This is a genomic window from Streptomyces sp. NRRL B-3229, assembly GCF_000719505.1.
Lineage (GTDB): Bacteria > Actinomycetota > Actinomycetes > Streptomycetales > Streptomycetaceae > Streptomyces > Streptomyces griseorubiginosus.
Map to the genome: position 1 here is coordinate 135,034 of NZ_JOGP01000019.1, position 24,221 is coordinate 159,254.

The 24,221-nt window shown below is 70.0% G+C and carries 19 protein-coding genes and 1 pseudogene; 2 read left to right on the plus strand and 18 right to left on the minus strand.

Annotation, left to right across the window (positions count from 1 at the left end; genetic code table 11):
- Positions 1 to 151 precede the first annotated feature (151 nt).
- The 4 genes and pseudogenes from IF54_RS0128245 to IF54_RS0128260 all read right to left on the minus strand — a co-directional run bounded on the left by IF54_RS0128245 (position 152) and on the right by IF54_RS0128260 (position 5,008).
- Positions 152 to 1,030 carry an alpha/beta fold hydrolase gene (locus IF54_RS0128245; protein ID WP_030323679.1) on the minus strand — a complete coding sequence of 293 codons (879 nt, stop codon included), beginning with the start codon at positions 1,028 to 1,030 and terminating at the stop codon, positions 152 to 154.
- A gap of 105 nt (positions 1,031 to 1,135) precedes the next feature.
- Positions 1,136 to 2,620: an ATP-binding protein gene (locus tag IF54_RS0128250; RefSeq protein ID WP_030323681.1), complete on the minus strand. Its 1,485-nt coding sequence runs from the start codon at positions 2,618 to 2,620 to the stop codon at positions 1,136 to 1,138.
- A pseudogene (locus IF54_RS39830) lies at positions 2,617 to 4,157 on the minus strand (FAD-dependent oxidoreductase). The gene IF54_RS0128250 and the pseudogene IF54_RS39830 overlap by 4 nt, the downstream one beginning before the upstream one ends.
- A 35-nt stretch (positions 4,158 to 4,192) precedes the next feature.
- On the minus strand, positions 4,193 to 5,008 hold the full coding sequence (locus IF54_RS0128260) for an oxidoreductase (RefSeq protein ID WP_030323682.1): 816 nt from the start codon (positions 5,006 to 5,008) through the stop codon (positions 4,193 to 4,195).
- Positions 5,009 to 5,147: 139 nt separating this feature from the next.
- On the opposite strand from IF54_RS0128260, the gene IF54_RS0128265 reads away from it, so the two are divergent.
- Positions 5,148 to 5,771, plus strand: a complete 624-nt coding sequence (locus IF54_RS0128265) for a TetR/AcrR family transcriptional regulator (RefSeq protein WP_030323684.1) — start codon at positions 5,148 to 5,150, stop codon at positions 5,769 to 5,771.
- A 1,695-nt stretch (positions 5,772 to 7,466) separates the two neighbouring features.
- On the opposite strand, the gene IF54_RS0128275 is transcribed toward IF54_RS0128265, so the two are convergent.
- The 3 genes from IF54_RS0128275 to IF54_RS0128285 all read right to left on the minus strand — a co-directional run bounded on the left by IF54_RS0128275 (position 7,467) and on the right by IF54_RS0128285 (position 12,533).
- Positions 7,467 to 8,609, minus strand: a complete 1,143-nt coding sequence (locus IF54_RS0128275; RefSeq protein ID WP_030323686.1) for an acetate/propionate family kinase — start codon at positions 8,607 to 8,609, stop codon at positions 7,467 to 7,469.
- Positions 8,610 to 9,039: 430 nt separating this feature from the next.
- The gene (locus tag IF54_RS0128280) at positions 9,040 to 11,214 is read right to left on the minus strand and encodes an FUSC family protein (RefSeq protein ID WP_030323688.1); all 2,175 of its coding nucleotides are present in this window, start codon (positions 11,212 to 11,214) and stop codon (positions 9,040 to 9,042) included.
- A gap of 107 nt (positions 11,215 to 11,321) precedes the next feature.
- Entirely contained in the window at positions 11,322 to 12,533 is a 1,212-nt protein-coding gene (locus IF54_RS0128285; RefSeq protein ID WP_234439076.1) for a hypothetical protein, read from the minus strand.
- A 411-nt stretch (positions 12,534 to 12,944) separates the two neighbouring features.
- On the opposite strand from IF54_RS0128285, the gene IF54_RS0128290 reads away from it, so the two are divergent.
- Entirely contained in the window at positions 12,945 to 13,394 is a 450-nt protein-coding gene (locus IF54_RS0128290; protein WP_030323692.1) for a DUF1931 family protein, read from the plus strand.
- A 35-nt stretch (positions 13,395 to 13,429) separates the two neighbouring features.
- Here IF54_RS0128290 and IF54_RS0128295 read toward each other — a convergent pair whose 3' ends face one another.
- The 11 genes from IF54_RS0128295 to IF54_RS0128345 form a co-directional block, all read right to left on the minus strand.
- The gene (locus tag IF54_RS0128295; RefSeq protein ID WP_030323694.1) at positions 13,430 to 13,822 is read right to left on the minus strand and encodes a DUF2267 domain-containing protein; all 393 of its coding nucleotides are present in this window, start codon (positions 13,820 to 13,822) and stop codon (positions 13,430 to 13,432) included.
- Positions 13,823 to 14,019: 197 nt separating this feature from the next.
- Positions 14,020 to 14,517, minus strand: a complete 498-nt coding sequence (locus tag IF54_RS0128300) for an Hsp20/alpha crystallin family protein (protein ID WP_030323698.1) — start codon at positions 14,515 to 14,517, stop codon at positions 14,020 to 14,022.
- 46 nt (positions 14,518 to 14,563) lie between these two features.
- Positions 14,564 to 16,345, minus strand: coding sequence for an FAD-dependent oxidoreductase (locus IF54_RS0128305; protein ID WP_030323700.1), 1,782 nt, complete (start codon positions 16,343 to 16,345; stop codon positions 14,564 to 14,566).
- Entirely contained in the window at positions 16,345 to 16,608 is a 264-nt protein-coding gene (locus tag IF54_RS0128310; RefSeq protein ID WP_030323702.1) for a UBP-type zinc finger domain-containing protein, read from the minus strand. The genes IF54_RS0128305 and IF54_RS0128310 overlap by 1 nt, the downstream gene beginning before the upstream one ends.
- 6 nt (positions 16,609 to 16,614) lie before the next feature.
- Positions 16,615 to 17,073 carry a thioredoxin gene (gene trxA, locus IF54_RS0128315; RefSeq protein WP_030323703.1) on the minus strand — a complete coding sequence of 153 codons (459 nt, stop codon included), beginning with the start codon at positions 17,071 to 17,073 and terminating at the stop codon, positions 16,615 to 16,617.
- Complete coding sequence (clpB, locus tag IF54_RS0128320; RefSeq protein ID WP_030323707.1) at positions 17,070 to 19,709, minus strand: ATP-dependent chaperone ClpB; 2,640 nt, start codon at positions 19,707 to 19,709, stop codon at positions 17,070 to 17,072. Before clpB ends, trxA begins: the two co-directional genes overlap by 4 nt.
- Positions 19,700 to 20,068 (minus strand): chaperone modulator CbpM, encoded by a 369-nt coding sequence (locus IF54_RS0128325; protein ID WP_030323709.1) that lies wholly within the window; start codon positions 20,066 to 20,068, stop codon positions 19,700 to 19,702. The genes clpB and IF54_RS0128325 overlap by 10 nt, the downstream gene beginning before the upstream one ends.
- Positions 20,068 to 20,997: a DnaJ C-terminal domain-containing protein gene (locus IF54_RS0128330; protein WP_030323711.1), complete on the minus strand. Its 930-nt coding sequence runs from the start codon at positions 20,995 to 20,997 to the stop codon at positions 20,068 to 20,070. The genes IF54_RS0128325 and IF54_RS0128330 overlap by 1 nt, the downstream gene beginning before the upstream one ends.
- A 6-nt stretch (positions 20,998 to 21,003) precedes the next feature.
- Positions 21,004 to 21,591, minus strand: a complete 588-nt coding sequence (gene grpE / locus IF54_RS0128335; RefSeq protein ID WP_030323714.1) for a nucleotide exchange factor GrpE — start codon at positions 21,589 to 21,591, stop codon at positions 21,004 to 21,006.
- Between the two features lie 10 nt (positions 21,592 to 21,601).
- Positions 21,602 to 23,518 carry a molecular chaperone DnaK gene (dnaK, locus tag IF54_RS0128340; RefSeq protein ID WP_030323716.1) on the minus strand — a complete coding sequence of 639 codons (1,917 nt, stop codon included), beginning with the start codon at positions 23,516 to 23,518 and terminating at the stop codon, positions 21,602 to 21,604.
- A 66-nt stretch (positions 23,519 to 23,584) separates the two neighbouring features.
- Positions 23,585 to 24,112 (minus strand): general stress protein, encoded by a 528-nt coding sequence (locus tag IF54_RS0128345; protein WP_030323718.1) that lies wholly within the window; start codon positions 24,110 to 24,112, stop codon positions 23,585 to 23,587.
- Positions 24,113 to 24,221: the final 109 nt, after the last annotated feature.

Below are 24,221 nucleotides of genomic sequence, written 5' to 3' on the forward strand. Positions count from 1 at the left end.
CCGGCGATTCGTGGCGCCGGCGGACGTCGTCGAAGGAGTCGTTCGGGGTCGATGACAAGGGCGGTTGACGAGGTGGGGAACGGCCTGGGTCATGGCTCTTTCCCATGCCTGGAGGGGATGGGCGGCGGGTGCCGACAGCTGCTGGTTCAGGTCAGGCCGCGTCGAGCAGGATCCGTGCCATCTCGTCGGGGCGCTCCAAGGCGGAGAAGTGGCCGGTGCGGGGCACGGTGATGCGGTGGACGTCCGTCAGCGCGTTGGCCACACGGTCTCGTTCGGCGGGCCGGGACCAGTCGTTCTCGCTGTAGACGAGGGTGACGGGTGCCGACACGCGGGCATAGCGTTCGCGGGCCCGGTCGAATCCCTTGAGGCTGCGGAAGATTCCCCGGGCCACCTTGTCGTAGCCCTTGCGGCGGCCGCTCCTCAGCAGCTCGGTGATGAAGTCCTCGGGCAGCTTGGTCTTGTCGACGTAGCCGCCACGCAGAATCGCGCGAAAGACGGGCCGCGGCTCTTGGGTGGCGAAGAAGGGGCCCACCACGGGCATCCGCACGCTCGAGATGATGAGTCGGGCGATCCAGTTTCCCCGCTCCCCGCCCTGGGGGTAGTCGTAGCTGTTGAACGCCACGACCCGGCTGACCCGGTCCTTCAGGTCGATCGATGCCGACAGGGACAGGGCGCCCCCGAGCGATTCGCCCGACAGGGCGACGTCGTGCAGGTCCAGTCCACGGACGAACTCAACGACGGCGGCACGCAGTTGCGGCTCCTCGTACTGTGCGCCGGGGACGATGTCGGACCATCCCATCCCGGGCAGATCCAGCGCGTAGACCGTGTAGTGGTCCCACAGCAGCGGGATCACCCGCTGGAAGTAGTCGAGTTGGCCGCGCACGGTGTGCAGCAGCACGAGGGCGGGGCCGGTGCCCACCGTGTAGTAGCGAAGCCGCGAGCCATCGGACCGGGTGAAGAACCGCACCTCGCCGCGGCCGTTGCTCCAGGTTCTCGCGTACGTCGCGTCGGGAGACTCGTTGCGTTCCATGGTTCCGCCCTCTTCGGTGAGGTGAATGCCCAACTACCGGCATTCACACTGTTTGACTGGTTCGTGACGTTGATCAGGTGCAAAGCAGTGCGGTCGCCCCCTCGGTCACGAGGGCTCCTGAGCCGGGTCGGAGATGGCGTCGGGCCCGATGCCGGGGGCGGTGGCGGTGAGGGGGAGCAGCACCTGGAAGCGGGTGTCGCCGGGGACGGACTCGACTTTCAGGTCGCCGTGGTGCTTGTTGACGACGATCCGCCAGGAGATGTCCAGCCCCAGCCCGGTGCCCTCGCCGACCGGCTTGGTGGTGAAGAACGGGTCGAAGATCCGGCCGCGGACCTCGGCCGGCACTCCCGGGCCGGTGTCGCGGAACTCCACGAGCAGCCGGTCGTGTTCGAGGGCGGTCCGGACGGTCAACGTCCCTTCGCCGCCCGCGCTCTTGATGGCGAAGACCGCGTTGTCGATCAGGTTGGTCCACACCTGGTTCAGCTCGGCCGGGTAGGCCGGAATCCTCGGCACCGAACGGTCGTACTCCTTCACGACCTTGACCTGGGGACCGGTCTTGCCCGACAGCATCAGCAGCGTGCTGTCGAGGAGTTCGTGGACATCGACGACCTGGTAGGGCGCGCGGTCCAGCTGCGAGTACTGCTTGGCGGCATCGACGAGGTGCGAGATACGGGTCGTGGACTCCTCGATCTCGGACATCAACAGCTCGGTCTCGACCGTGTAGGTGAGCCACCCGATGGCACTCGGCAGGATCTCCTCCCGGTCGCATGCCGCCGCGATCTGCTCCAGCCACTCGACGTCGAGACCGCCCTGCACGAAGGTCGGCGCGATCTGCCAGCCGTCCCGGACACCGTGGTCGTCAAGCCAGTCGGCGAGTGCGTCCTCGCGGTCGGACGCTTCGAGCGGGCTCAGTGGCGGCGCCTTGGAGACCCGCTCGGCCGTACGCTCCTGGAGGTCGACCAGGGCCTTCAGGGCATCGCCGTCGTAGGGGCCCGAGGCGATGACGCCGAGCTTGTTGCGCATGTGCGCGACCCGGTCCCTGAGTGACGCGGTGGCCCGTACGGCCGCCGCGGCCGGGTTGTTGAGCTCATGAGTGAGACCCGCGGACAACGAGCCCAGCGCCAGCAGCCGTTCGCGCTGTCCGACGGCCCGCTGAAAGGTCTGCGAACCGAGGAAGAGCCCCTCCAGGAGATGGATCGCCATCGGAAACCACTCGTGCATGAAGTGCGCGAACGCTTCGGCGGGCAGGACGAAGAACCGCGACGGCTCGGTCACCCGCAGCGAGTTCATGTACCGCTGCGGTTTCCCGTCCCCGATGTACGCCATTACGGCCCCCGCGTACACCCCTGGCTGGGATGTGCGGCTCACCTCGACGTCGTCGCCGCCCACCCGGCGCGCCATGACGACCGCGCCCTCGATCATCACGTAGAAGCAGGCCGCCGGGTCACCTTCGGCGAACACCGGCCCGGGGTCGAACAGTTCGACCCGTCCCTCGCTGCACAGCCTGTCGATCTGCTCGGCGCTGAGCTTCTCGAAGAGGAACAGTGAGCTGATCTCGGCCACGTTGCAGGGCATCCGCCGCCCGCTCATGACTGCTCCAGGTATCGGTGTACGAGCATCACGGCCATGGCTCCTTCTCCGACGGCGGACGCGACCCGCTTCGCGGACTCCGCGCGCGCGTCCCCGGCGACGAACACGCCGGGGATGTTGGTCTCCAGGTGGTATGGCGGCCGGTCCAGCTCCCAGTTGGCCGGCGGTCGCCCGTCGGGGCTGAGGTCGGGCCCGGCGAGGATGAACCCGCGCTCGTCCCGCGACACCGTGCCGTCCAGCCAGTCGGTCAGCGGGGCCGCGCCGATGAACACGAACAGCCACTGCGCGTCGACCCGTTCGGTCTGCCCGCTCGTCGTGTCGCGCAACGTCAGCTGTTCCAGGTCGTTGTCGCCGTGCGCGGCCTCGACGACCGTGTGGGCCCGCACCGAGATGTTCGGCGACTCGGCGATCTGCTGGATCAGGTAGTGCGACATCGACGCGGTGAGGTCCGCTCCGCGCACCAGCAGGGTGACCGACTTGGCGCCCCGCGACAGGTACATCGCCGCCTGCCCGGCCGAGTTGGCGCCGCCGACGATGTACACGTCGTGCCCCTGGCAGGCGGCGGCCTCGGTGAGCGCGGACCCGTAGAACACCCCGCGGCCCGACAACTCGTCGGCACCCGGCGCCTGAAGCTGCCGGTACGACACACCGGTCGCCAGGATCACGCTGTGCGCCGCGATCTGCGACCCGTCCGAGAAGCGCACGGTGCGGGCCGCGCCGTTGGCCTCCAGGCCCGTCACCTCACGGGCGGAGAGGATCTCGGCGCCGAACTTCGTCGCCTGCCGACGGGCCCGGTCGGTGAGCTGGGCGCCGGACACGCCGTCGGGGAAGCCCAGGTAGTTCTCGATCCGGGAGCTCTGTCCGGCCTGCCCGCCGGTCGCCGAGCGCTCCACGAGCACGGTCCGCAGCCCCTCCGAGCCGCCGCGGCCAGCAGCCGCCGCCCCTCGGGCTCGTCCGTCGAGTACCAGCGGTACGGCACCTGGTTGCGGGCCAGGAACTCCCGTACCTCCGACGAGCGCGCCGACCACCGGTGACCGACGACCTTCGTGCTCGGCACCGGCCGGAAGTCACTGCACCGCCACGCCTCCAGCAGGTCGTCGATCACCGGGTACAGCTTCTCCTCCGGCGGGTCCCACGGCTTGAGGAGGTAGTGGTCGAGGTCGACGACGTTGATCGCGTCGATCGCCGCGTTCGAGTCCGCGTACGCCGTCAGCAGCACGCGCCGGGCCCCCGGATACACGTCCAGGGCCTGTTCGAGGAACTCGATGCCGTTCATCTGCGGCATCCGGTAGTCGGCCAGGATCACCGCCACCAGATCACCGCGCAGCTTCAGCTCCCGCAGCGCCTCCAGCGCGGACTCGCCGGACTCCGCGCGCACGATCCGGTACGAGGCGCCGTAGCGCCGCCGCAGGTCACGGGCGACGGCACGGGACACCCCGGGATCGTCGTCCACGGTCAGGATGACGGTCCGCGCAGCATCCAAGGGCGGTCTGACGAGAGATGCTGACACCGACTGCGGTGTCTCTGGTTCGGACATGTGCGTCTCCTCGGGCGCCGCCCCGTACTGCGGGGTCAGCCGGCCAGTCGGTTGAGCTTGCGGATCTGTCCGTCGAAGGCGCGCGAGGGCACGATCCGGCGCAGGAGGCTGACACGTCTGGCCATCGGGCCGGCGGTGTACCGGAGCTTAGGTCTGGAATCGGTGGCGGCCGCGACGATCACCTTCGCTACGACGTCCGGGCCGTCGGCGTTGCGAACGGCCGTGGCCAGCACGTCCCGGGAGACCTCCCGCTGCGCGGCGTAGACCGGCAGGGGCGAGTCGGGTGCCATGCTGCTCGCCTCGAAACTCGTGCTCGTGTAGGCGGGCTCGACCAGCAGCATCCGGACGCCGTGCTCGCGCAGTTCGTGGTCGACGGACTCGGAGTAGCCCTCGACCGCATGCTTGGTGGCCGCGTAGACGGCCATGAAGGGGGCCGGGATCAGACCGAGCACCGAGGAGACGTTGACCACGCGGCCACCGCCCTGGGCGCGCATGAGGGGCAGCACTGCGTTGGCCATCCGCATCACGCCGAAGACGTTGACGTCGAAGACCTCCGTGGCCTGGTGGATCGAGCTCTCCTCGCCGGCTCCGACCGCGCCCACGCCCGCGTTGTTGACCAGGACGTCGATCCGACCGAACCGATCGATCACCTCCCCGACCAGCGAGCGGACCGACTTGTCGTCGGCCACGTCGAGATCGAGGAACGTCACGCCGGCGATCGGCTCGGCGTTCGCCGCGTTGCGGCTCGTGCCGACCACCGCGAAGCCGGCGCCCACCAGGGCGAGCGCCGCCGCCCTCCCGATCCCGGAGGAGGCGCCCGTCACGAGGGCTACTCGGTTAGCTGTCTGCATGGTGGTTCCTCGGGTTGTGGGCATGGCTTCGTCGGGCACCATCCGGCGAGCTCAGGACGGTTGTTTACTGAACAGTCCGAAACCTAGGCAGTTCTGTACTGAGTTGTCAAGAAGGGTGGGTCGGCTTTACGGTCTTTGTATGGCGAGACCACGAAGCTTCGACCGCGACCACGTCCTCCATGCTGCCGAACGGCAGTTCCGCACCTCGGGCTACAACGGCACGAGCGTCGACGACATCAGCGCCGCCACCGGCCTGGGCCGCGGCAGCCTCTACGGCGCGTTCGACGGCAAGCACGGCGTGCTGCTGGAAGCGATGTCCGGCTACTTCGGCCGGCTGGCGCAGGGTCCGCGGAAGATGCTCGACGGACCGGACGAGGGCGCCCTCGAACGACTGCACCAGTACTTGCTCCGCGCCGTCCACGGGGTACCACTCGCCCCCGACGTACCCCCCGCCTCCGACCGGGCGGGGGCGGCCTGCTTCGCCGCCAAGATGGCCCTGGAGATCGGCGCCTCCGACCCCGAGGTGAAACGCCTGGCCAACGAGTGCTTCTCCGTGGTCCGGTCGGCGGTGGCCGAGTGCGTGCGAGCGGCGCAGCGCAACGGCGACATCGACCCCGACGCGGATCCCGACGACCTCGCGTACCTACTGCTGACGATCATCCGCGGGAGCGATGTGGTGGGCGCGTACGGCCACGGCCCCGACCGCCTGACCTCGATAGCGGAGAGCGCGTTCGCCTTGCTGCCTCGCCCGCGCCACCCCTGAGAAGGGCGCGGCCTGCCTCGTTGCACGGACATCTGCCGTGAGCGTGGCAGCAGGCTCCTGACCAACGCAGGGGTCGGCCGCGGGACGACCGGTGCGGGCGGCGACAAAGCAGGTCCTCGGGCGATGGCTGGGTGCCCATCGGCCCGCGGGGCCACTGCTCCCACCCTGCGCCAGGACGTCACGTTCCCGGGGGTTGCCAGAGGCCGGGCCCGGTACCGAGGCCGTGGCGGAGGTTGAGCCAGTCCGCCGGCCATGCCGAGAAGCCGACCACGCAGATCACCTCCGGGGACATGATGGACCAAGCGCCATAACTCGGCATGAGCCTGACGGAATTCTCCGAGCGGCACTGCTCGCCGACGGCGCGGCATGCGGCAGGCGCAGACGGCGGTGGACCTCGTCACGGACGACCGAGTCGGAGGCCAGTCACCGGCAAGCACCCGCGACCGCTTCGGCCGCCCGGTCCGCGAACAGGGCCGGGCCGGCACGACAGGTTCCGTAGAGCACCCCGCCGGAGACCGGTGGCACTGACACGTGGCCATGATCGTGAGGCTCGACGGCCGCCTCGCCGTCTCACAGCGGCGCACGCACCCCGGCATGAGACAGCGCACTGGACCGTTCCCGGTACGGGCCGTTTTCCGCGCGATCACCTGAGCCACCGCACGGCACTTGCGATTCCTCGTGACCAGCCGGCGTCCGGAACCGGGCGTCCAACCCCTCGGAAACGTCGGCCATGGAGGCGTGCCCAACACTCAAGCCATCACATCAGCACAGGTCAGAGCCATTCGAACTAACGCCCCCAACCGCAGACTTGAAGTCACGCGCAGCGGATTCGACCCGTTCAGGCGAAGTTGACGATCCGACAGGGCAAATTGAACGTTTCCGCAGGTCAGAAGCCTGCACAAGTGGGGCGGGTGGGACTCGAACCCACGGCCGACGGATTATGAGTCCTTTGGGGATCTTGGCGGTCCTTGCCGATCAACGCTCATTCTTGACGTTTTCACAGCTCAGATGCGGTTATCCGTGTTTGGGCTAGTCAGCCCTTGTCAGTCTGTTCCTGTCCTTGCGGCCTCAACTCGGCCTCAATGAGGCCCGACAGGGTCGCGCCGAAGGCATAGAGGACGATCGCGCCAGCTCAAAAACGGGAATCGAACCCGCGCGCAGCGGATTCCGCTTCCAACGCGCAGAGGCTCCGCCCCGGGCGCCGGGGCGGAGCCTCTATGGCAGTGACCATAGGTCAAACGGCAACGCCGAGCCTAGCCGAGTTCCATTGCGGCCAACCGTTAGGCCGCCCGCTTCAGTCCTTGAAGGCCAGACAGAGGAAGGCGTGCGCCGATCACCTCAAGGCGTTGCTGAGTGCGCATGTGGCTGGCGATGACATCGGGACCTTCAGCAGGACTGCGGGGCGCGGATCACGGGCGGTACGCGCCCGAACGATGTCGACTGCGAACTGAAGCCTCGTGTGACCAGCACCGGGATGCCGAGGGCGGCGAGCCAGTCGGTGGCGCAGGGCGCCCCAAGGGCGTTCGAAGGGGAGGTACGGAGCTCTGCTGACGGGCCAGTGGCCCTAAAGCCCCGTGACCGGACGGGGGATGACATACAGGACCAGACGTCTCCACTTCCCCGCGTGTTGTCCTGGCACAGGAGGCCGGTTCTTTGCGCGGGCCAGGCAGATGTGCCGGCAGTTGTCTTGGCCAGTCACATGCCGAGCACACGTCGCGTCTCGGCGGCGATCTGCTGTGTCTCGCCGGTTGCGACCACGAGGACCGGGACACCGCTCCCCGCCTGATCGATGCGTCGGAGGCCTTCCCGCATCAAATCTTCCAGTTCGGGGACGAGTAGCCCGCCTCGTATACCGAGAACAGTCATGCCCGAGCAGATCTCTTCGCGTACCTCGGGTTGGTCTTCGCCGATCTCCCCGGTGAAGACCAGCGCGTCCAGCCGGTCCAGCGAAGCGGCCATCGAGGCGATGCCCCTGCGGCAGCTGAGTGTGAACGTCGCCAGCGCCAACGCGGCCGCGGCATCACCCTCCGCGCGGGCACGCACCAGGTCCCGGGTGTCTCCCGATGTACCGGAGAGGCCGAGCAGACCGGAATGCCGGTGGAGTGCGGCATCCAATTCGTCCGCGCTCAGACCGTGCCGCCGCTGCAGCCACAGCAGGGCGCCGGGGTCGAGGCTGCCGCTGCGCCGGCTCATCACCAGGCCTTCCAGCGGCGTAAGGCCCATGGTGGTGTCCACGCTGCGTCCGTTCCGGACGGCGCAGGCCGAGCAGCCGCCGCCCAGGTGCACCAGCACGACCTGCAAGTTGCCGACGGGTCGGTCCAGGGCCTGCGCCGTCCTCTGCAGTGCCCACGCGTAGGAAAGCCCGTGGAAGCCGTACCGGCGCAGCCCGTATTCGGCTCGCCATCTCTCCGGCACGGCGTACGTGCGCGCCTCTGCTGGCAGGTCCTTGTGAAAGACAGTGTCGAAGCAGGCGACATGAGGAACGTCAGGCAGGAGTTCTCGTGCGGCATCAACGACAGGCAGGGCAGGGGTCACGTGCAGCGGTGCGAGGTCGGCGACATCCGCCAGCAGAGCCCGTACGCGTGCGTCGATCAGCGTATGTCGGGGCAGGTGCGGGCCGCCGTGGACGATTCGGTGACCGACCGACGCAGGAGCGGGCGCTTCCCTGAGGAAGTTCCGCAGTTCAACCACCGAAGCAGGCCCCGGGGACTCCGAGGCGTCTCGAGCCGCCACCATTTCACCGTCCGCCGCGAACAGAGCGATGTGCAGGCTCGAAGAGCCGGCTGCGAGGACCAGTACATGACCACCAGAGCTCTCGTGGGAGCGGTCGGCACTCATCGCACACCTCCAGTGCTCACGTCCTCCGGCCCGCTGCGCCCGCCACTCAGCAACGGGCCCGGCACGGGCCCCGCCATCCCTTCACGCCGCTGCGGCAAGGCCGCAGGTTCCTGCGGTTCGTATCGCGTCGGGCTGCCTCATAACGCCTGTCCTGCCGCCGGTAGGCCTCGGTGATGTCGCGCATCGCCGCTTCCTCAGGCTGCCACCCCGAAGAGGGGTCCGCTCGTCCACCCCGTTCGCCCGCACACGCCGCGCGACAGGCAGGGGCACCCCTGGCATGCCGACACACCAACCGGAGAGCAGCCCTGCCAGGCCCGAGCAGTTCGACGCCCCAGTGCAACCCATCTCACGGTACGTATGGCGGTGCTCGACGCCGTCGGGAGACCACTAGCCGCTCCAGGAGGTGCGGCGCTCCCCGTGGCCTGAACCGTCACCCACAGCGGTGCGCGGGTCCCGATCCGTCACCTTCAGCCACGGCCGCCCGCACCCGTTGCTCCTCGCGAGCGGAGCCGATGTCCCGTTCCAGGGGTGTGCGGCTCACGGCTGTCGTGAGGTCCTCCAGGGCCCGCTTCTGTAGTTCCGCCCCGCGCCGTAGCACCGGGTTCCGCTCCCCGGATGCGGCTCCGTCCCACGCATCGAGCGCTTCCTCCACTCGCCCCCAGTCCGGATTCCTGTGCTCCCGCACGTCGACTGCCGCCTGCGCTGTGTCCGCCTCCAAGGCCTCTGCGACCCGCTCCGCCTCGGGGGTGGAACGGCTGTCGGCCTGTGGGACATGGCTCTCCATGAGCATCGCCGCCCGGTCGAGTTCCTCGAGTGCGTCCTGCGCCTGCTCCGCCTCGCGCGATGTCAGACCTCTGGGGCGGACCGGTTCCTGCTTTGCCTGGTCGTACGCCTCCTGCCAGGCGGCACGTGCCTCCCTGCTGGCCAGCAGGGCCCTGCGCATGTCGGCGAGATGCTCCCGGGTCGGTTCGGCGTGGCTGCGGAGCACTGCGGCCGCGTAGCGGCCGTCGGCGGCGAGCCAGTCCGCGAGCCGGCCCGGCAGCCGGGGGGTCTCCCATGCGGGGAACACCAGGTACGCCAGCATGGCCAAGGCCCCGCCGAGCAGGGTGAGCACGACCCGCTCCGGGACCGTCTGCTCCCATGCCTGGCCGCCCATGCCGAGCAGGAAGACGACGTACGCGGCAGTGAAGCACTGGGAGTAGGCGTAGCCGGTACGGTTCAGCGTGTACGACAAGCCTACCGAGACGACCGCCAGCGCGCCGAACACATGGGCGTCCGGGCCCAGGGCCCGCACCATCGCGGTGGCGAGCGCCACCCCCACCAGGGTCCCGGCGAAGCGGCCCACCGCGCGCGCATACGTCCGGTGGAAGTCGGGCCGCATCACCATCACCGAGGCGATGGGCGCCCAGTAGCCGTGGCCCACGGGCAGCCGGGAAGCGATGAGATAGCCGAGCGTGGCCACCGCCGCCAGGCGGACGGCGTGCCGGAACACGGGCGAGTCCCGGCGGAGCTCACGGCGGACGGCCCGGACGACGACCGGGAGCAACCGGAACATCGTCGGGCGCACCCGGAAGTGGGCGCCCGCGGTGCCGGACGGCGTAGGCGCCCTGTCGCGCGCGCCGCCGCTCCCGGCGATCTCCAACGCCTCGGCGAGCAGTTCCACGAGCCGTTCGGCGGCCTGCCGGGCGGGCCCCTCCAGCACTTCGTGCTCCTCGTCGACGCGCAGGACGTCCGCGCTCCCGGGCGGCACCTCGGCGGGAGTGCCGCGGCGGATCGAACGGGCTGCCGCGTCCAGTACGTCTGCGGCCGTGCCGAGCAGCTCTCGCGCGCGGTCCCGCTCGGGTCCCTCCGCCGGGGCGCCGACGTCCGGGTCGGCGAGCGCGGCGAGGACCGGCAGAATGCGCTCGGCGAGGCCCCGGGGGCCGTGGAGGACGGGGGGACGGGTGCGGGCCTGTGAAGGCGTCACGGCGGCCGCGTCCCGGGCCGTCATCAAGGGCACCGGGTCGAACGGGGCGGCCGGGTCCTGCCGCAGCCGGCGGGCGTAGTCCGCCACGGCGGCCAGGGCGTCGGCGAGCGCGTCACGATGCGCCCCCCAACGGCGGATCGGGAACAGCAGGATCAGCACGGCCTGCGTCACGCCTCCGAGCGCGATGACCCCGGCGTGTTCCAGGGCTCGTCCGACGCTCGTCGGCAGGGTGATGGTCACCAGCATGCTGCCGACCGTCGTCGCTGCGACGATGCCGGCGGTCGAGCCGAGGGCCCATGCCATCCCCGCGGCAAAGGCCCATACGGCCAGCAGCGGGAGGAACGTCACGAGGCGCCCCGCCGTCAGATAGCCCACGAAGGTGCTGAGTGCCAGACCCGCGCCCGCACCGAGCGCGATCACCTTGCGCGGACGCCAGGTCCGCTGGAAGGTGGCCCCACCCGCGGAGTAGGCACCGAGGGCGGCGGACGCGGCGTACGCAGGGGAAACCAGCCACAGCGCCAGCCCGATGACGATCGCCACCCCCGCAGCCGTGCGGAGCGCGAGCAGGGGCTCCAGCCGCGTCTCCTCGATCGTGAGCCCGGATCGCACGACCTCCCTGAAGGTCCGCAGCCACCTCACCCCTGTGAGCCTAGCCCGAACGCCCTGCCGGGGCCCGTCGGCCGCTCCGCCGCCTCCTGACGGCCCCGCGCTCCGACGCCTCGCTGCTCGTCGTGCCGGTAGTCGGTTCATTTCGAGGGCGGATCATCGTGATCTTGGAGCATGCGGCGACGTTCCTGTTCGCGCTTCGAGTAGGCGGCTGCCCGGATCGCGTCGTCGCTTTCCAAGCCTGATCCCAGCGCGCCGCCCACGGTGGCGACCGAAGCGACGAACCAGGACAGCGTCACGTACTCGTCGGCGTGCAGGGGGGTTCGTGTCACGGAAGCGAACAGTTGGTCGTTGAGGATGAACAGCGCCCACAGCCAGTTGATGACCATCAGACCCACGTAGCAGACGAGCACACCGATCCCCACGGTCACGACCGTCGAGGCGTTGTAGAGCCGCGCCCTCTGCCTCGCCTCCGGCGAGCTCTCCGGTGGGCGATGCCACAGCTCCGCGTCCACGATCAGCCAGCCGATCATGAGCGCGACAGATCCGACCGTGGCGATCACGAGGCGTGGCGTGCTGAGGGACGCGGCCAGGCTCCAGACGGTGGAGTTCACGGTGGCCACTGCTCCCGTGGCGAGTGCGGCCGCCAGGGCTTTCGACAAGCCCGGCACCAACCGCCACGGCCGGTTGGCGCGGACCATACCGACGAGCACCCGCAGGTAACCGCGCGGCCCGTTGACGACGTACCGAAGATCGTCGGTCTCCTTCTCACCGGGTGGGCCCGGATGAACAGGCGCGAGACGATGGACGAAGGGCCCCGGACGCGGCTGACTTCGCGGAGGTCCTTCCGCCCCGGTGGTCCGTGGAGCCGCCAAGCGGAGCACGGCTTCTTCGACGGCCCGACGGGCCCTCACCGGCAGCCGCAGGCCTCCCAGTGAAGGCAGAGAGAGCAACGCCAAGCCGTGTTCGTGATTCAGGTTCACAGCGAGCCTGCGCCCGTGCGCGTGCAGCGGAAGGTCGGTGAGGGCCACGACGATGTCCCAGTTCTCCGCACTCCCGCGGTCCATGATCCGGCGCATCAAGGTGGGCGGGTCCTCGGTCCCCGACGTGAAGGGCTCACTGACCACCTCGACGTCGAACCGTCGCCCCTGGCCCGACTTGTCGGCGAGCCGAGCCGGAAGGGTCCGGGCCATGCGCTGCGCGATCTCCGTCGGCGCGTCCGGATCCGCCAGGAGAGCCACGACCGTAACGTCCTGCGACGACTCCCGCATGGCTGGACCCTCCTCGTCGGCTGTCCCGCGATCCCAAGTGCCCACAGACGCCGCCCAGGTAACGTCGACGCCGCGTGACACACCGGGCCCCGCCGGCAGGTGCAGGCCGTACGGCCAGATCACAGGGCCTGTTCCCAGCGCCGGGCCACAATCGCGTCCCCCACCGCGAAGACCCGCTCGGGCAGCACCCCGGCACCGTGTCCGCCCGGGAGCCGGAGTCCGGCAAAGAGCTGCGACACCCATGGGTGGGATGGGCCGCGTCAACCAGCCCTGGCTGCCGTTCACCGGCCTCTCCCGAGCGCTCTCGGCCCCGCTGTCGGCCGCACGCCCGTCCGACCACCCGGACAGTCGAACGCATGGGCCTGGCAGGGCAATGCAGGGAGGCTAATTGGGCCCCACATGCGCATGCGTTCACGCGCCCCCGTCGGCCAGGCTGGCTGGGAAGCCCAGGGGCCGGGAGCCACCCGGCTCCCGCAGCCGGAGGTTGCCGTCATGACCGTGATGTCCATCGCCAGATTCGAGAAGTTCTTTCGCGCGGCCGCAGGTCTGAACGTCGACAAGAACGATCTCAAGCGCTACAGCGACTTCGTCGACGCCAAGCTCTACGATCTGCTGACCGTCGCCCAGGCCACCGCCAAGGCCAACGGGCGCGACATCATCCAGACCTGTGACCTGCCGATCACGAAAGGCCTGCAGGAAAGCATTCACCACTTCAGGAAGATCGACCAGGAAGTGGAACTCAAGCCGATCCTGGAACAGCTCGCCACCCATCCCGCTCTGGACCGCACTCCCGATGAGGAGACCGAGGCGGCCTATCCGGACATCATCGGCGGACTCAGCCTGGCCCTTGCCCAGAGCTTCAAGATCCTCCACCCCGACCTGAAGAACCCTCAGACCCAGCACTGGGACGAGGCTCGAGCCGTCTTCGACCTCCTGCTGTGAGGGGGCTGCCCCTGGCCGAAGGCCTTGGCAGGGGCTCAGTCCGCGAGGTCGGCCTTGCCGAACAGGGCCGCGTAGCTGGAGGGGAGTTGGCTGATGACCTGATTCAGCTCACCGCCGGTCACCGCGTCGGCAACGGTGGTCAGGACCGCGCTGGCGTCCCACTGCGCCGTGCGCGGCCGGGCAGGGGTGCGCTCGGCGACCCGGCGGTAGAACTCCTCGATCCCGAAGCTCTGCGCCTGCTGGGGCGTTGCCTGGTTCAGAACCTGTCCCAGCGGGCCGGGCAGCTGGGATGCGAGGTCCCTGACCTCTCCCGGGCTGATCCGTTGGGCCAGCACCTCCAGTACGGCGTTGGTGACGTTCGCGGCTTCGTCCTGGTCGTTGTATTCGCCTCGCTCGCGTACATGGGCGAGGAATCCGTCGTATTTCATCGCTGCCTCCTTCTGTGCCGGTCGCCGCTGTCATGGGGGTCACCCGGGACTACCGCTCGAACTCACTGAGCCCACGGCGGAAGCGGCCGGGGCAGCCGGAATCCCTCCCTACGGGATGACGTCGCGCCGCCGTACGGCGAGCCTCGCCGGCCCGGCCGCGGTGCCGGACGGGCGTCCGGAACCGCGGCGCTCGCCTCTCAGCCGCTGCTCCCGGTGCTTTCACCCGTCTCGCTGATCTCGATGTGCCGGGGCTTCGCGACCTCGGCCTTGGGGACGGTGACGGTGAGCACCCCGTCCGAGATCTGCGCATTGATCTTCTCGGTGTCGACCTCTCCGGGCAGCCGCAGCCGGAACTCGAACGCTCCGGTGCGGCGGGTGCTCCGGCGCAGGACGCCTTTGCGTTCCTTCTCCTTGATCTCTCCGGTGACCACCAGCTCCTGGCCGTTCGCTTCGACGTTGATGTCCTTGCTCTTGACGCCGGGCAGTTCGATCCCGACGTGGAAGGCGTCGTCCGTCTCCGTGACATCCGCCAGGGGTGTCCACACGACTGCGGGAGCGGCACCTCCCACCGTGGACTCGATCAGTCCGCTCATCTCGCTGAGCAGTTGGTCGAACTCTGTCAGCGGATTGCGTGCCCAGCCAAGGGGCCTGTCCTGCAAGGCGCCACCGCGGTGGCGTCGGACGGGTGTGGCCATTCCCCTGCCTCCTTCTCCTTCTCGTGATGTCGTCGCCCGCTGGGTGTCATGCGAGCCAAGCGGACTCCTTGGGACGGGTGTTCGGGGAGCTGTCGGTGCCGCCGGGTGCGGCCGTCTGGCCCAGGTAGCGGTGCACGAAGTGGATGCTCATCGCGCCTTCGCCGACCGCGGAGGCCACGCGCTTCACCGAGCCGCTGCGGACGTCGCCAGCCGCGAACACGCCGGGCAGGCTGGTCTCCAACGTCAGGCAGTCGCGGCCCTGGCTCTGCCACAGCTCGGGAACGGAGCAGGCCTGCGCCTCCGCGCCGGTGAGAACGTAGCCCCGCGCGTCGAGGGCGAGCGCGCCGGACAGCCAATCGGTGTGAGGGTCCGCGCCGGTGAAGACGAACAGGGCCCGCACTTCGAGGTGGCGGTGCTCGCCCGTACGGTGGTCGACCACGGTGACCGCCTCCAGCTCCTTGTCGCCGAGTGCCTCGGTCACCTCGGTGCGCAGCAGGACGCGCACCCGCGGGTGGCGCTCGATCTGATCGATCAGGTACCGGGACATGTGAGCCTCGAGGCTCGGCCCACGGACGAGCAGATACACCTGTGGTGTGTACCCGGCCAGGAACAACACGGCCTGGCCCGCGGAGTTGCCGCCGCCGACCACCGCCACCGGGTCGGTACGGCACTGCTGGGCCTCGTAGACGGTCGCCGAGTAGTGGACGCTCGCGCCCTCCAACGGCTCGATGCCGGGCACTTGGAGGCGGCGGTAGCGGGCGCCGGTGGCCAGGACGACGGTACGGGCGGTGATCTCGCTGCCGTCTGCGAACCCGACGGCGTAGTGGCCGTCCCGCCGTTCGAGCCGGGCCGCCTCCGCAGGGAGGCTGATCCGGGCGCCGAACTTGTCCGCCTGGAGCACGGCGCGTTCGGTGAGTTCGGCGCCGGAGATGCCGGAGGGGAAGCCGAGCAGATTCTCGATGCGGGACGACGTGCCGGCCTGGCCGCCGGTGGCCATCGCCTCGACCACGGTCGTGCCGAGGCCCTCCGAGGCGGCGTTCACCGCGGCGGCGAGACCGGCCGGACCGGAGCCGACGATCAGGACATCGCCGCGGCCGTTGCCCGATCCCAGGGACGGCAGGCCGATCAGCCGGGCCAGTTCGGCGTTGCTCGGATTGCGCAGCAGGGTGGTGTCCCGCCAGATCACCAGCGGCGTCTGATCCGGACCGACCCCGAAGCGGCGCAGCAGAGCCTCGGCCTCCTGGTCCGTCTCCAGATCGATCCAGCGGTGCGGCAGCCGGTTGCGGGCGGCGAACTCGCGCAGCCGACGGGTGTCGGGCGAATAGCGCGAACCGATGATGCGGAAACCGGCTCCCTGCCCGACGAGCAGAGCGCGGCGGCCCAGGCAGGCGCGCAGCACCACGTCACCGAGCGTGGAGTCCCGGGTCACCAGGTCACGCAGCTGATCCATGGACAGGGCGAGGATCTCGCCGGGGTCCCTGACCACGGCGGTGTAGAAGGCCATCTGGCCGTTCAGGAGGCCGAGTTCGCCGATGAAGCGGCCAGGACCGTGCACACGCAGCAGACGTTCGCCGGGTGTGCCGTAGCCCTCGACGATGGCGATCGAGCCACTGAGGACGACGTAGAACATCTCGCACCGTTCGCCCTCCCGGATCAGCACGTCACCTGCCTCGGCGGCGCGCCGCCGGCCGTGCTGCGCCAGGCGCGCCGTCTGGTCGTCCGACAGGCGGGGATAGGCGCCGTGGATGTCGGGAGTCTCGAAGGGGACGCTCTCCTCCGCCTCGTCCGGCACCGGCGCCGCGCCCGGCCGCGTCTCGTCGCCGGACATCACACGAACGCCTCGTGGACGAAGCACCACCGCCAGTCCTCGCCGGGCTCCAGCGACGCCGCGATCGGGTGGCCGTCGGCGGCGGCGTGGCGGCGGGCGTGCCGGTTCGGCGAGGAATCGCAGCAGCCGACGTGGCCGCAGGTCAGGCAGAGCCTGAGGTGGACCCACGGGGAGCCGAGCTGCAGACACCCCTGACACCCTTCGGGGGTCAGTGGTCGGACCGGCCGGACGAGCGCGAGGTGGGGGTCGGTTCGTAGGGTCATGGCTGATCACCCTTTCCCGGCCGGTTCGCGGCCCGCGATCGACTGCTCCACCCACCGCCGCAGGACAGGGGCAGGTGCGGCACCCGCCTGCCGGGCGATGGTCTGTCCTTTGTCGAGGACCAGCAGCGTCGGTACCGCCTGGACCTCGAAGCGCTGCGCCAGGCGCGGGTTCTTGTCGATGTCGACCTTGACGAGCTTGATCTTTCCCGCGAGGTCGGTGGCGACCTTCTCCAGTGCGGGGCTGACCATGCGGCAGGGGCCGCACCAGGTGGCCCACAGGTCGACGACGACGGGCACGGTGGCCTGCTCGACGACCTCGGTGAAGTCGTCGTCGCCCGCGTCGGCCATCCACGGCAGTGGCTGCTTGCAGTTGCCGCACGTGGGGCGGCCCTCGGCGGCCACGGGTACCCGGTTGGTGCGCCCGCAGTGCGGGCAGGTGACGTTGGTGGCTTGCACGGTACTCATGCCGCCCTCGCTCCCTTCACGTCCTCGGGCTGGTCGTAGGTGACCACCAGCTCTCCGTGCTGGGCGTCGACGCGTACCTTCGCGCCGTCCTGTACGTCGCCGCGCAGCAGGGCGCGCCCGACCAGCGTCTCGACCTCGTGGGAGATGTAACGCCGCAGCGGCCGGGCCCCGTAGACCGGGTCGTAGCCCTGGTGGGCTATCAACTCCCGTGCCGCATCGGTGAGTTCGACGGCGATGCGGCGTTCGGCGAGGCGGCGGCGCAGTTCGTCGAACTGCAGCTCCACGATCCGCTCGATCTGGCGCTCACCGAGCGGCTTGAACAGCACGATGTCGTCGACACGGTTGAGGAACTCCGGGCGGAAGTGCCCGCGCAGTTCGCCCATCACCAGGGCGCGGGCGTCCGGCTTGATCTCACCCTCGGCGGTGGCGCCGTCGAGAAGGTGCTCGGAGCCGATGTTGGACGTCATGATGATCACGGTGTTGCGGAAGTCGACCGTGCGGCCCTGAGCATCGGTGATGCGTCCGTCGTCGAGGACCTGCAGCAGGGTGTTGAAGACATCGGTGTGCGCCTTCTCGACCTCGTCGAACAGCACGACCGAGTACGGCTTGCGGCGTACCGCCTCGGTGAGCTGGCCGCCTTCCTCGTAGCCGACGTATCCGGGCGGTGCGCCCACGAGCCGGCTGACGGTGTGCCGCTCCTGGTACTCGCTCATGTCGAGGCGGACCATGTTCTCCTCGGAGTCGAACAGGGCCCGGGCGAGGGTCTTGGCCAGCTCTGTCTTCCCGACGCCGGTGGGGCCGAGGAAGATGAACGAGCCGATGGGGCGGCGGGGGTCGCGGATGCCGGAGCGGGCACGGATGATGGCGTCGGCGACGAGCTTGACGGCCTCGTCCTGGCCGATGACGCGCTCGCGCAGGATGTCGTCGAGGCGCAGCAGTTTCTCGCGTTCGCCCTCCTGGAGACGGGAGACGGGGATGCCGGTCCAGGCGGCGACGATCTCGGCGATCTCCTCCTCGGTGACGACCTCGCGCAGCAGCCGGTTCTGCCCTTGTTTGGAGGCCAGTTGTTCCTCCTCCGCGGCGAGCCGGCGCTCCAGCTCCTGGAGGCGGCCGTAGCGGAGTTCGGCGGCGCGGTTGAGGTCGTAGGTGCGTTCGGCCTCCTCCGCCTCGTGGCGGACCTGCTCCAGTTCCTGGCGCAGCTCCTGCACGCGGCGGATCGCCTGCCGTTCGGCCTCCCACTGGGCGTGTTTGGCGTCGGCCTCGCCGCGCAGGTCGGCCAGTTCCCTGCGCAGTTCCTCCAGGCGGGCTTTGCTCGCGGGGTCGGTCTCCTTGGACAGGGCGGCGTCCTCGATCTCCAGGCGGGTCACCCGGCGGGTGATCTCGTCGAGTTCGGCGGGCATGGAGTCGATCTCGGTGCGCAGCCGGGCGCATGCCTCGTCGACGAGGTCGATGGCCTTGTCGGGCAGGAAACGGTCGGTGATGTAGCGGTGGCTGAGGGTGGCGGCCGCGACCAGTGAGGTGTCCTGGATCTTGACGCCGTGGAAGACCTCGAGGCGTTCGCGCAGGCCGCGCAGGATGGAGATGGTGTCCTCCACGCTGGGTTCTTCGACCAGGACCTGCTGGAAGCGGCGTTCGAGGGCGGCGTCCTTCTCGATGTGCTTGCGGTACTCGTCCAGGGTGGTCGCGCCGATCATGTGGAGTTCGCCGCGTGCCAGCATGGGCTTGAGCATGTTGCCCGCGTCCATGGCTCCTTCGGCGGCCCCCGCGCCGACGACCGTGTGCAACTCGTCGACGAAGAGCAGGATCCGCCCGGCGGCGGCCTTGACCTCGCTCAGCACGGCCTTGAGGCGCTCCTCGAACTCGCCGCGGTACTTGGCGCCCGCCACGAGCGAGCCCATGTCGAGGGCGAACACCGTCCTGTCGCGCAGTCCTTCGGGCACGTCACCGCGCACGATGCGCTGGGCCAGACCCTCCACGATGGCGGTCTTGCCGACGCCGGGATCGCCGATCAGGACGGGGTTGTTCTTGCTCTTGCGGCTGAGGATCTGGGTGACGCGGCGGATCTCGGCGTCCCGTCCGATGACGGGGTCGAGCCGCCCGGCCCTGGCCTCGGAGACCAGGTCACGGCCGTACTTCTCCAGGGCCTCGTAGGCCACCTCGGGGTTGGCGGAGGTCACGCGCTGGTTGCCGCGGATCTGGGTGAGCGCGCCGAGGAAGGAGTCCCGGGTCACGCCGTGCTCCTTCAGCAGGCGCCCGGCGGCGGTCGCCGAGCCCTCCTCGGTCAGCGCCAGCAGCAGGTGCTCCACGGACACGTACTCGTCCTTGAGGCGTTTGGCCTCCCGCTCCGCCTCGTCCAGCAGCCGGGCCAGGCGCTGGGTGACGAAGACCTGGCCCGGCGCCGCGCCCGGGCCGGTCACCTTGGGCCGGCGCGAGAGCTCCTCGCGTACGGCCGCGCGCAACCCCTCCGGATCGGTGCCCGACTGCTGCAGCAGCCGCGGGATCAGCCCCTCCTCCTGGTCCAGGAGGGCGAGCAGCAGGTGTTCGCCGTCGACCTCGGTGTGGCCCAGGCGGCCGGCGGCGCTCTGGGCCTCCTGCAGGGCTTCCTGTGACTTCTGGGTCAGTCGGTTCATGTCCATGGTGGTAGATCACTCCTCATGCCTGCTCGCCGCAGCGCGGCTTCGAGCAGGCTGATGCGGTCGAGCAGGTCGAGCACCAGACCGAGGGACGCGTAGTTCAGGCACAGCCCGGTACGCAGCCGCTGAACGCGGGCCAGGGCGGCCGGGGCCGTGGGGGCGAACATCAGCCGTCCGGAGGCGTCAGGACCGGCGTCCACCAGTCCGAGGGCGACGAACCGGCGGATCAGGTCGGGATGGAGGCCTGAGCGGCGGGCCACGGTCTCCAGGGAGAGCATGGGCACGGGCACGATCGCGTACTGCACGCCCGCCTCGGCCGTTCGTGCGTGGGGCGGGCGGGCCTTGGCCGGTCGGTCGGTCATCAGGTCCTCCTGGGGTCGAACGAGGAGACAGCGGCAAGTTCCTCCAGCAGCTCGCGCTCCCGGTCGCTCAGCCGGGGCGGCACCATGATCCGCAGCTCCGCGTACAGGTCTCCGTCAGCGCCGCGCGGGCTCGGCATGCCCTCGCCGCGCAGCCGCAGGCGCCGTCCGCTGGAGGACCCCGCGGGCACGGTCACCTTCGCCGTGGCACCGCTCGGAGTGCGCACCGGCACGGTCGCGCCCAGCGCGGCCTCCCACGGGGTGACCGGAAGCTTCACGTGGACGTCCCGGCCCTCGAGGCGGAACTCGGGGTGCGGCTGGATCCGCACCCTCAGGTACAGGTCCCCGGAGGGAGCGTCGTCGCCGCTCCCGCGCCCGCCCTCCCCGGCCAGCCGGATGCGCTGCCCGTCGGTGGTGCCGGGCGGTACGTCGACCTGGTAGCGCCGCGGCCCGGCCGGTCCGGCGAGGGTGACCGTACGGCGGCCGCCCCGATAGGCCTCCTCGACGGTGAGCGGCAGTTCGGCCTCCTGGTCGGCGCCGGGCACGCGCATCCGCCCGGCACCGCCGAACAGCGAGCCGAACAGATCCTCGACGTCGACCCCCTCGCCCCCGAAGCCCGACGTGGAGTACCGCACCCGGGGACCGCCGCCGGTGCTCCACCGGGAACCACCGCCGGCGCCGGCGGCGACCTGCTCCTCCCAGTCCTCTGGGATCTTCCGGAAGTCCTCGCCGAAGCGGTCGTAGCGGGCTCGCTGATCCGGATCGGACAGGACGCTGAAGGCCTCGTTGATCTCCTTGAACCGCTCCTCCGCCTGAGGGTCCTTGTTGACGTCGGGGTGGTACCTGCGGGCCAGGGTGCGGTAGGCCCGCTGGATCTCGTCCCGGTCGGCGGTGCGCGGAACGCCGAGCACCTCGTAGAAGTCGCGTGCCATGGACGGTCACTCCCGCTTGGCGACGGTCACGGCGGCAGGCCGCAGCTGCCGCTCGGCCTCCCCGTAACCGGGTCGCAGCACTTGGACCACGGTGTTCGGATCGGCGTCGGGATCCTGGACCACTCCGACCACCTCGTGCCGGGCCGGGTCGAACTGCACACCTTTCTCCGCGTGGCGCGGGTAGCCCAGCCGCTCCAGGACGTTCACGGCCTGGTCACGCACGGCCCGGACACCCTCGACGATCGCACCGGGGTCGGCGGCCCCCGCGTGGCTGAGGGCGAGTTCCAGGTTGTCGATGACGGGCAGGAAGGCCGCAGCCGTACGGGCACGTTCGGCCGCGGCCACCCGCTCCAGCTCCCTGGCATGGCGTTTGCGCAGGTTGTCGAGGTCGGCCAGGGCGCGCCGCCAGTTGTCCTCGGCCTCGCGCAACGCTGCCGCGTACTCGTCGTCGGGTGCGGCGGTGCCGGTTGCGGCGTCGGGCCCTGGCTCGGCCTCCTCGGTCCGCGGTCCAGGCTGCTGGAGGTCCCCGCGCGGCGGCTGTACGGCGCCTTCCGGCGGCGGGTCGGGCACTTGGCTCCGGGGTGGGATGGGCATGGCGGGCACCTCAGCCCTTGTCGAACTCGGCGTCGATCACATCGTCGTCGCCCCCGGCTCCGTCCGGTGTGGCCCCGCCGGGGCCGGCTCCGTCCGGCGAGCCGGTGCCCGCGGGACCGTCCGCGGCGGCTCCTGCCTGGTGGGCCGCGAGGCCCGCGAAGACCTGCTGGAGTTCGGAGGCCAACGGCCGGACCTTGTCCACCCCGGCCTCGTTCTTGACCGCGTCGCGGGCCTCGGCCACCAGCATCTCGGCTCGGGCCTTCTCGTGTGCGGGCGCGGCGTCGCCGAGCTCCCCGAGGCGCTTTTCGACCTGGTAGGCGATAGCGTCCAGTTCGTTGCGCGCGTCGACTGCCTCGCGCAGGGCCTGGTCCTGTCCGCGGTTGCGTTCGGCCTCCTGGATCATCCGCTCGACTTCGCTGCCGTCGAGGTTGGAGCTCTCGCTGATGGTGATGCTCTGTTCCTTTCCGGTGTCCTTGTCCCGCGCGGTGACGTTGAGGATGCCGTTGGCGTCGACGTCGAAGATGACCTCGATCTGCGGCTCGCCGCGCGGCGCGGGGCGGATGTCGGTGAGCTGGAAGCGGCCCAGGACCCGGTTGTCGGCAGCCAGCTCACGCTCGCCCTGCAGGACGACGACGTCGACGGCAGGCTGGTTGTCCTCGGCGGTGGAGAAGGTCTCGGTGCGGCGCACCGGGATGGTGGTGTTCCGCTCGATGATCTTCGTCATCACTCCGCCGCGTGTCTCGACGCCCAGCGACAGCGGGGTGACGTCGAGCAGCAGGACATCCTTGACCTCGCCCTTGAGGACCCCGGCCTGGATCGCGGCGCCCTTCGCCACGACCTCGTCGGGGTTGACGCTCATGTTGGGGTCCTTGCCGCCGGTCAGCCTGCGCACCAGGGTCTGGACGGCGGGGATGCGGGTCGAGCCGCCGACGAGGATGACCTCGTCGATGTCGTTGTCACTGACCTTGGCGTCGTCCATTGCCTGCCGCACCGGGCCGAGACAGCGCTCCACCAGGTCGCCGGTGATCTGTTCGAACGTGGATCGCATGATCGTCTCGGTCAGATGCTTGGGCCCGGAGGCGTCGGCCGTGATGAACGGCAGGCTGACCTGCGTCTGGGTCACCGAGCTGAGCTCGGTCTTGGCCTTCTCCGCGGCCTCGAACAGCCGTTGCAGCGCCTGCGGGTCCTTGCGCAGGTCGATGCCGTTCTCCTTCTGGAACCCGTCGGCGAGCTGGTCGACCAGCCGGCGGTCGAAGTCGTCGCCGCCCAGATGGCTGTCGCCCGCCGTGGACCGTACCTCCACCACGCCGTCGCCGACGTCGAGGATGCTGACGTCGAAGGTGCCGCCGCCCAGGTCGAAGACGAGCACCGTCTCGTGCTGCTTCTTGTCCATGCCGTAGGCGAGGGCGGCCGCGGTCGGCTCGTTGATGATCCGCAGTACTTCCAGGCCGGCGATCCGTCCGGCGTCCTTGGTGGCGGTGCGCTGGGCGTCGTTGAAGTAGGCGGGCACCGTGATGACCGCCTCGGTGACCTTCTCGCCCAGCTGTTTGGAGGCGTCGTCGGCGAGTTTGCGCAACACCTGTGCGCTGATCTCCTCGGGAGCGTAGAGCTTGTCGCGCACCTTGAAACGGGCGGCGCCGCCGTCTCCCTCGACCACGTCGTACGTGACGGCCTTGGCCTCTTCGGAGATCTCGTCGAAGTGCCGGCCGATGAACCGTTTGGCCGAATAGATGGTGCCCTTGGGGTTGAGGATCGCCTGGCGGCGGGCCAGCTGGCCCACCAGGCGCTCGCCGGTGTCGGTGAAGGCCACCACGGACGGTGTCGTGCGGTTGCCCTCGCTGTTGGGTACGACCGACGACTCGCCGCCCTCCCAGACGGCGATCACCGAGTTCGTGGTGCCCAGGTCGATGCCTACTGCCTTGGCCATGAGGAACTCCTTTCGCGACGGGCGGCCCGCTCGTCCTCGGAGACGCGCCCGGCTTTCCGCACTCGCTCAGGTGACGGCGGGGCCGCTCCGCGGGCGGCCGCTCTTCCAGGCCCCGCTGCCGGTGCTGGTGCCGGTCCCGGTGGGCAGTTCGGCCAGCAGCCGCACCGCCTCCTCGGCGACCGCTTCGTCGGCGACGACGTCGTACTGGCTGGGCTGCATGTAACTCACCGAGGCGAAGTCCCGGCGGCCACGCTGGGCCGCGTGCACCACCAGGCCGAGCAGAGCACCGACGAGGGCTCCGAAAACCAGCCCGTACAGGGCGAGCAGCAGTCCCGACACGACCGGGTCCAGCCAGTTCAGCAGCCCGAAGATCCACCCGATCAGTGCTCCGGCCAGGGCGCCGCTCGCCGCGCCGTGCAGCGCGGCCCCGCCAGGTCCCATGCGGCCCGTCACCTGCTCGACCAGGCGCACGTCCTGCCCGATGACGGCCACCCTCTCCACGGGAAAACCCCGATCGGAAAGGTGATCGACGGCGCGTTCCGCCTCCTGGTAGGTCGTGTACGAGGCGATGGTCCTGCGGGCCTGCTCGTTCATCAGCCAGTCCTCCCTGCCAGGCCACCGGTGCGCCCGGCGATCCCCGACAAGTCCAGAGTGGCAAGAGAGCAGCGCGCTCCGCCTGCACCCGACAGGTCAGAAATCGACG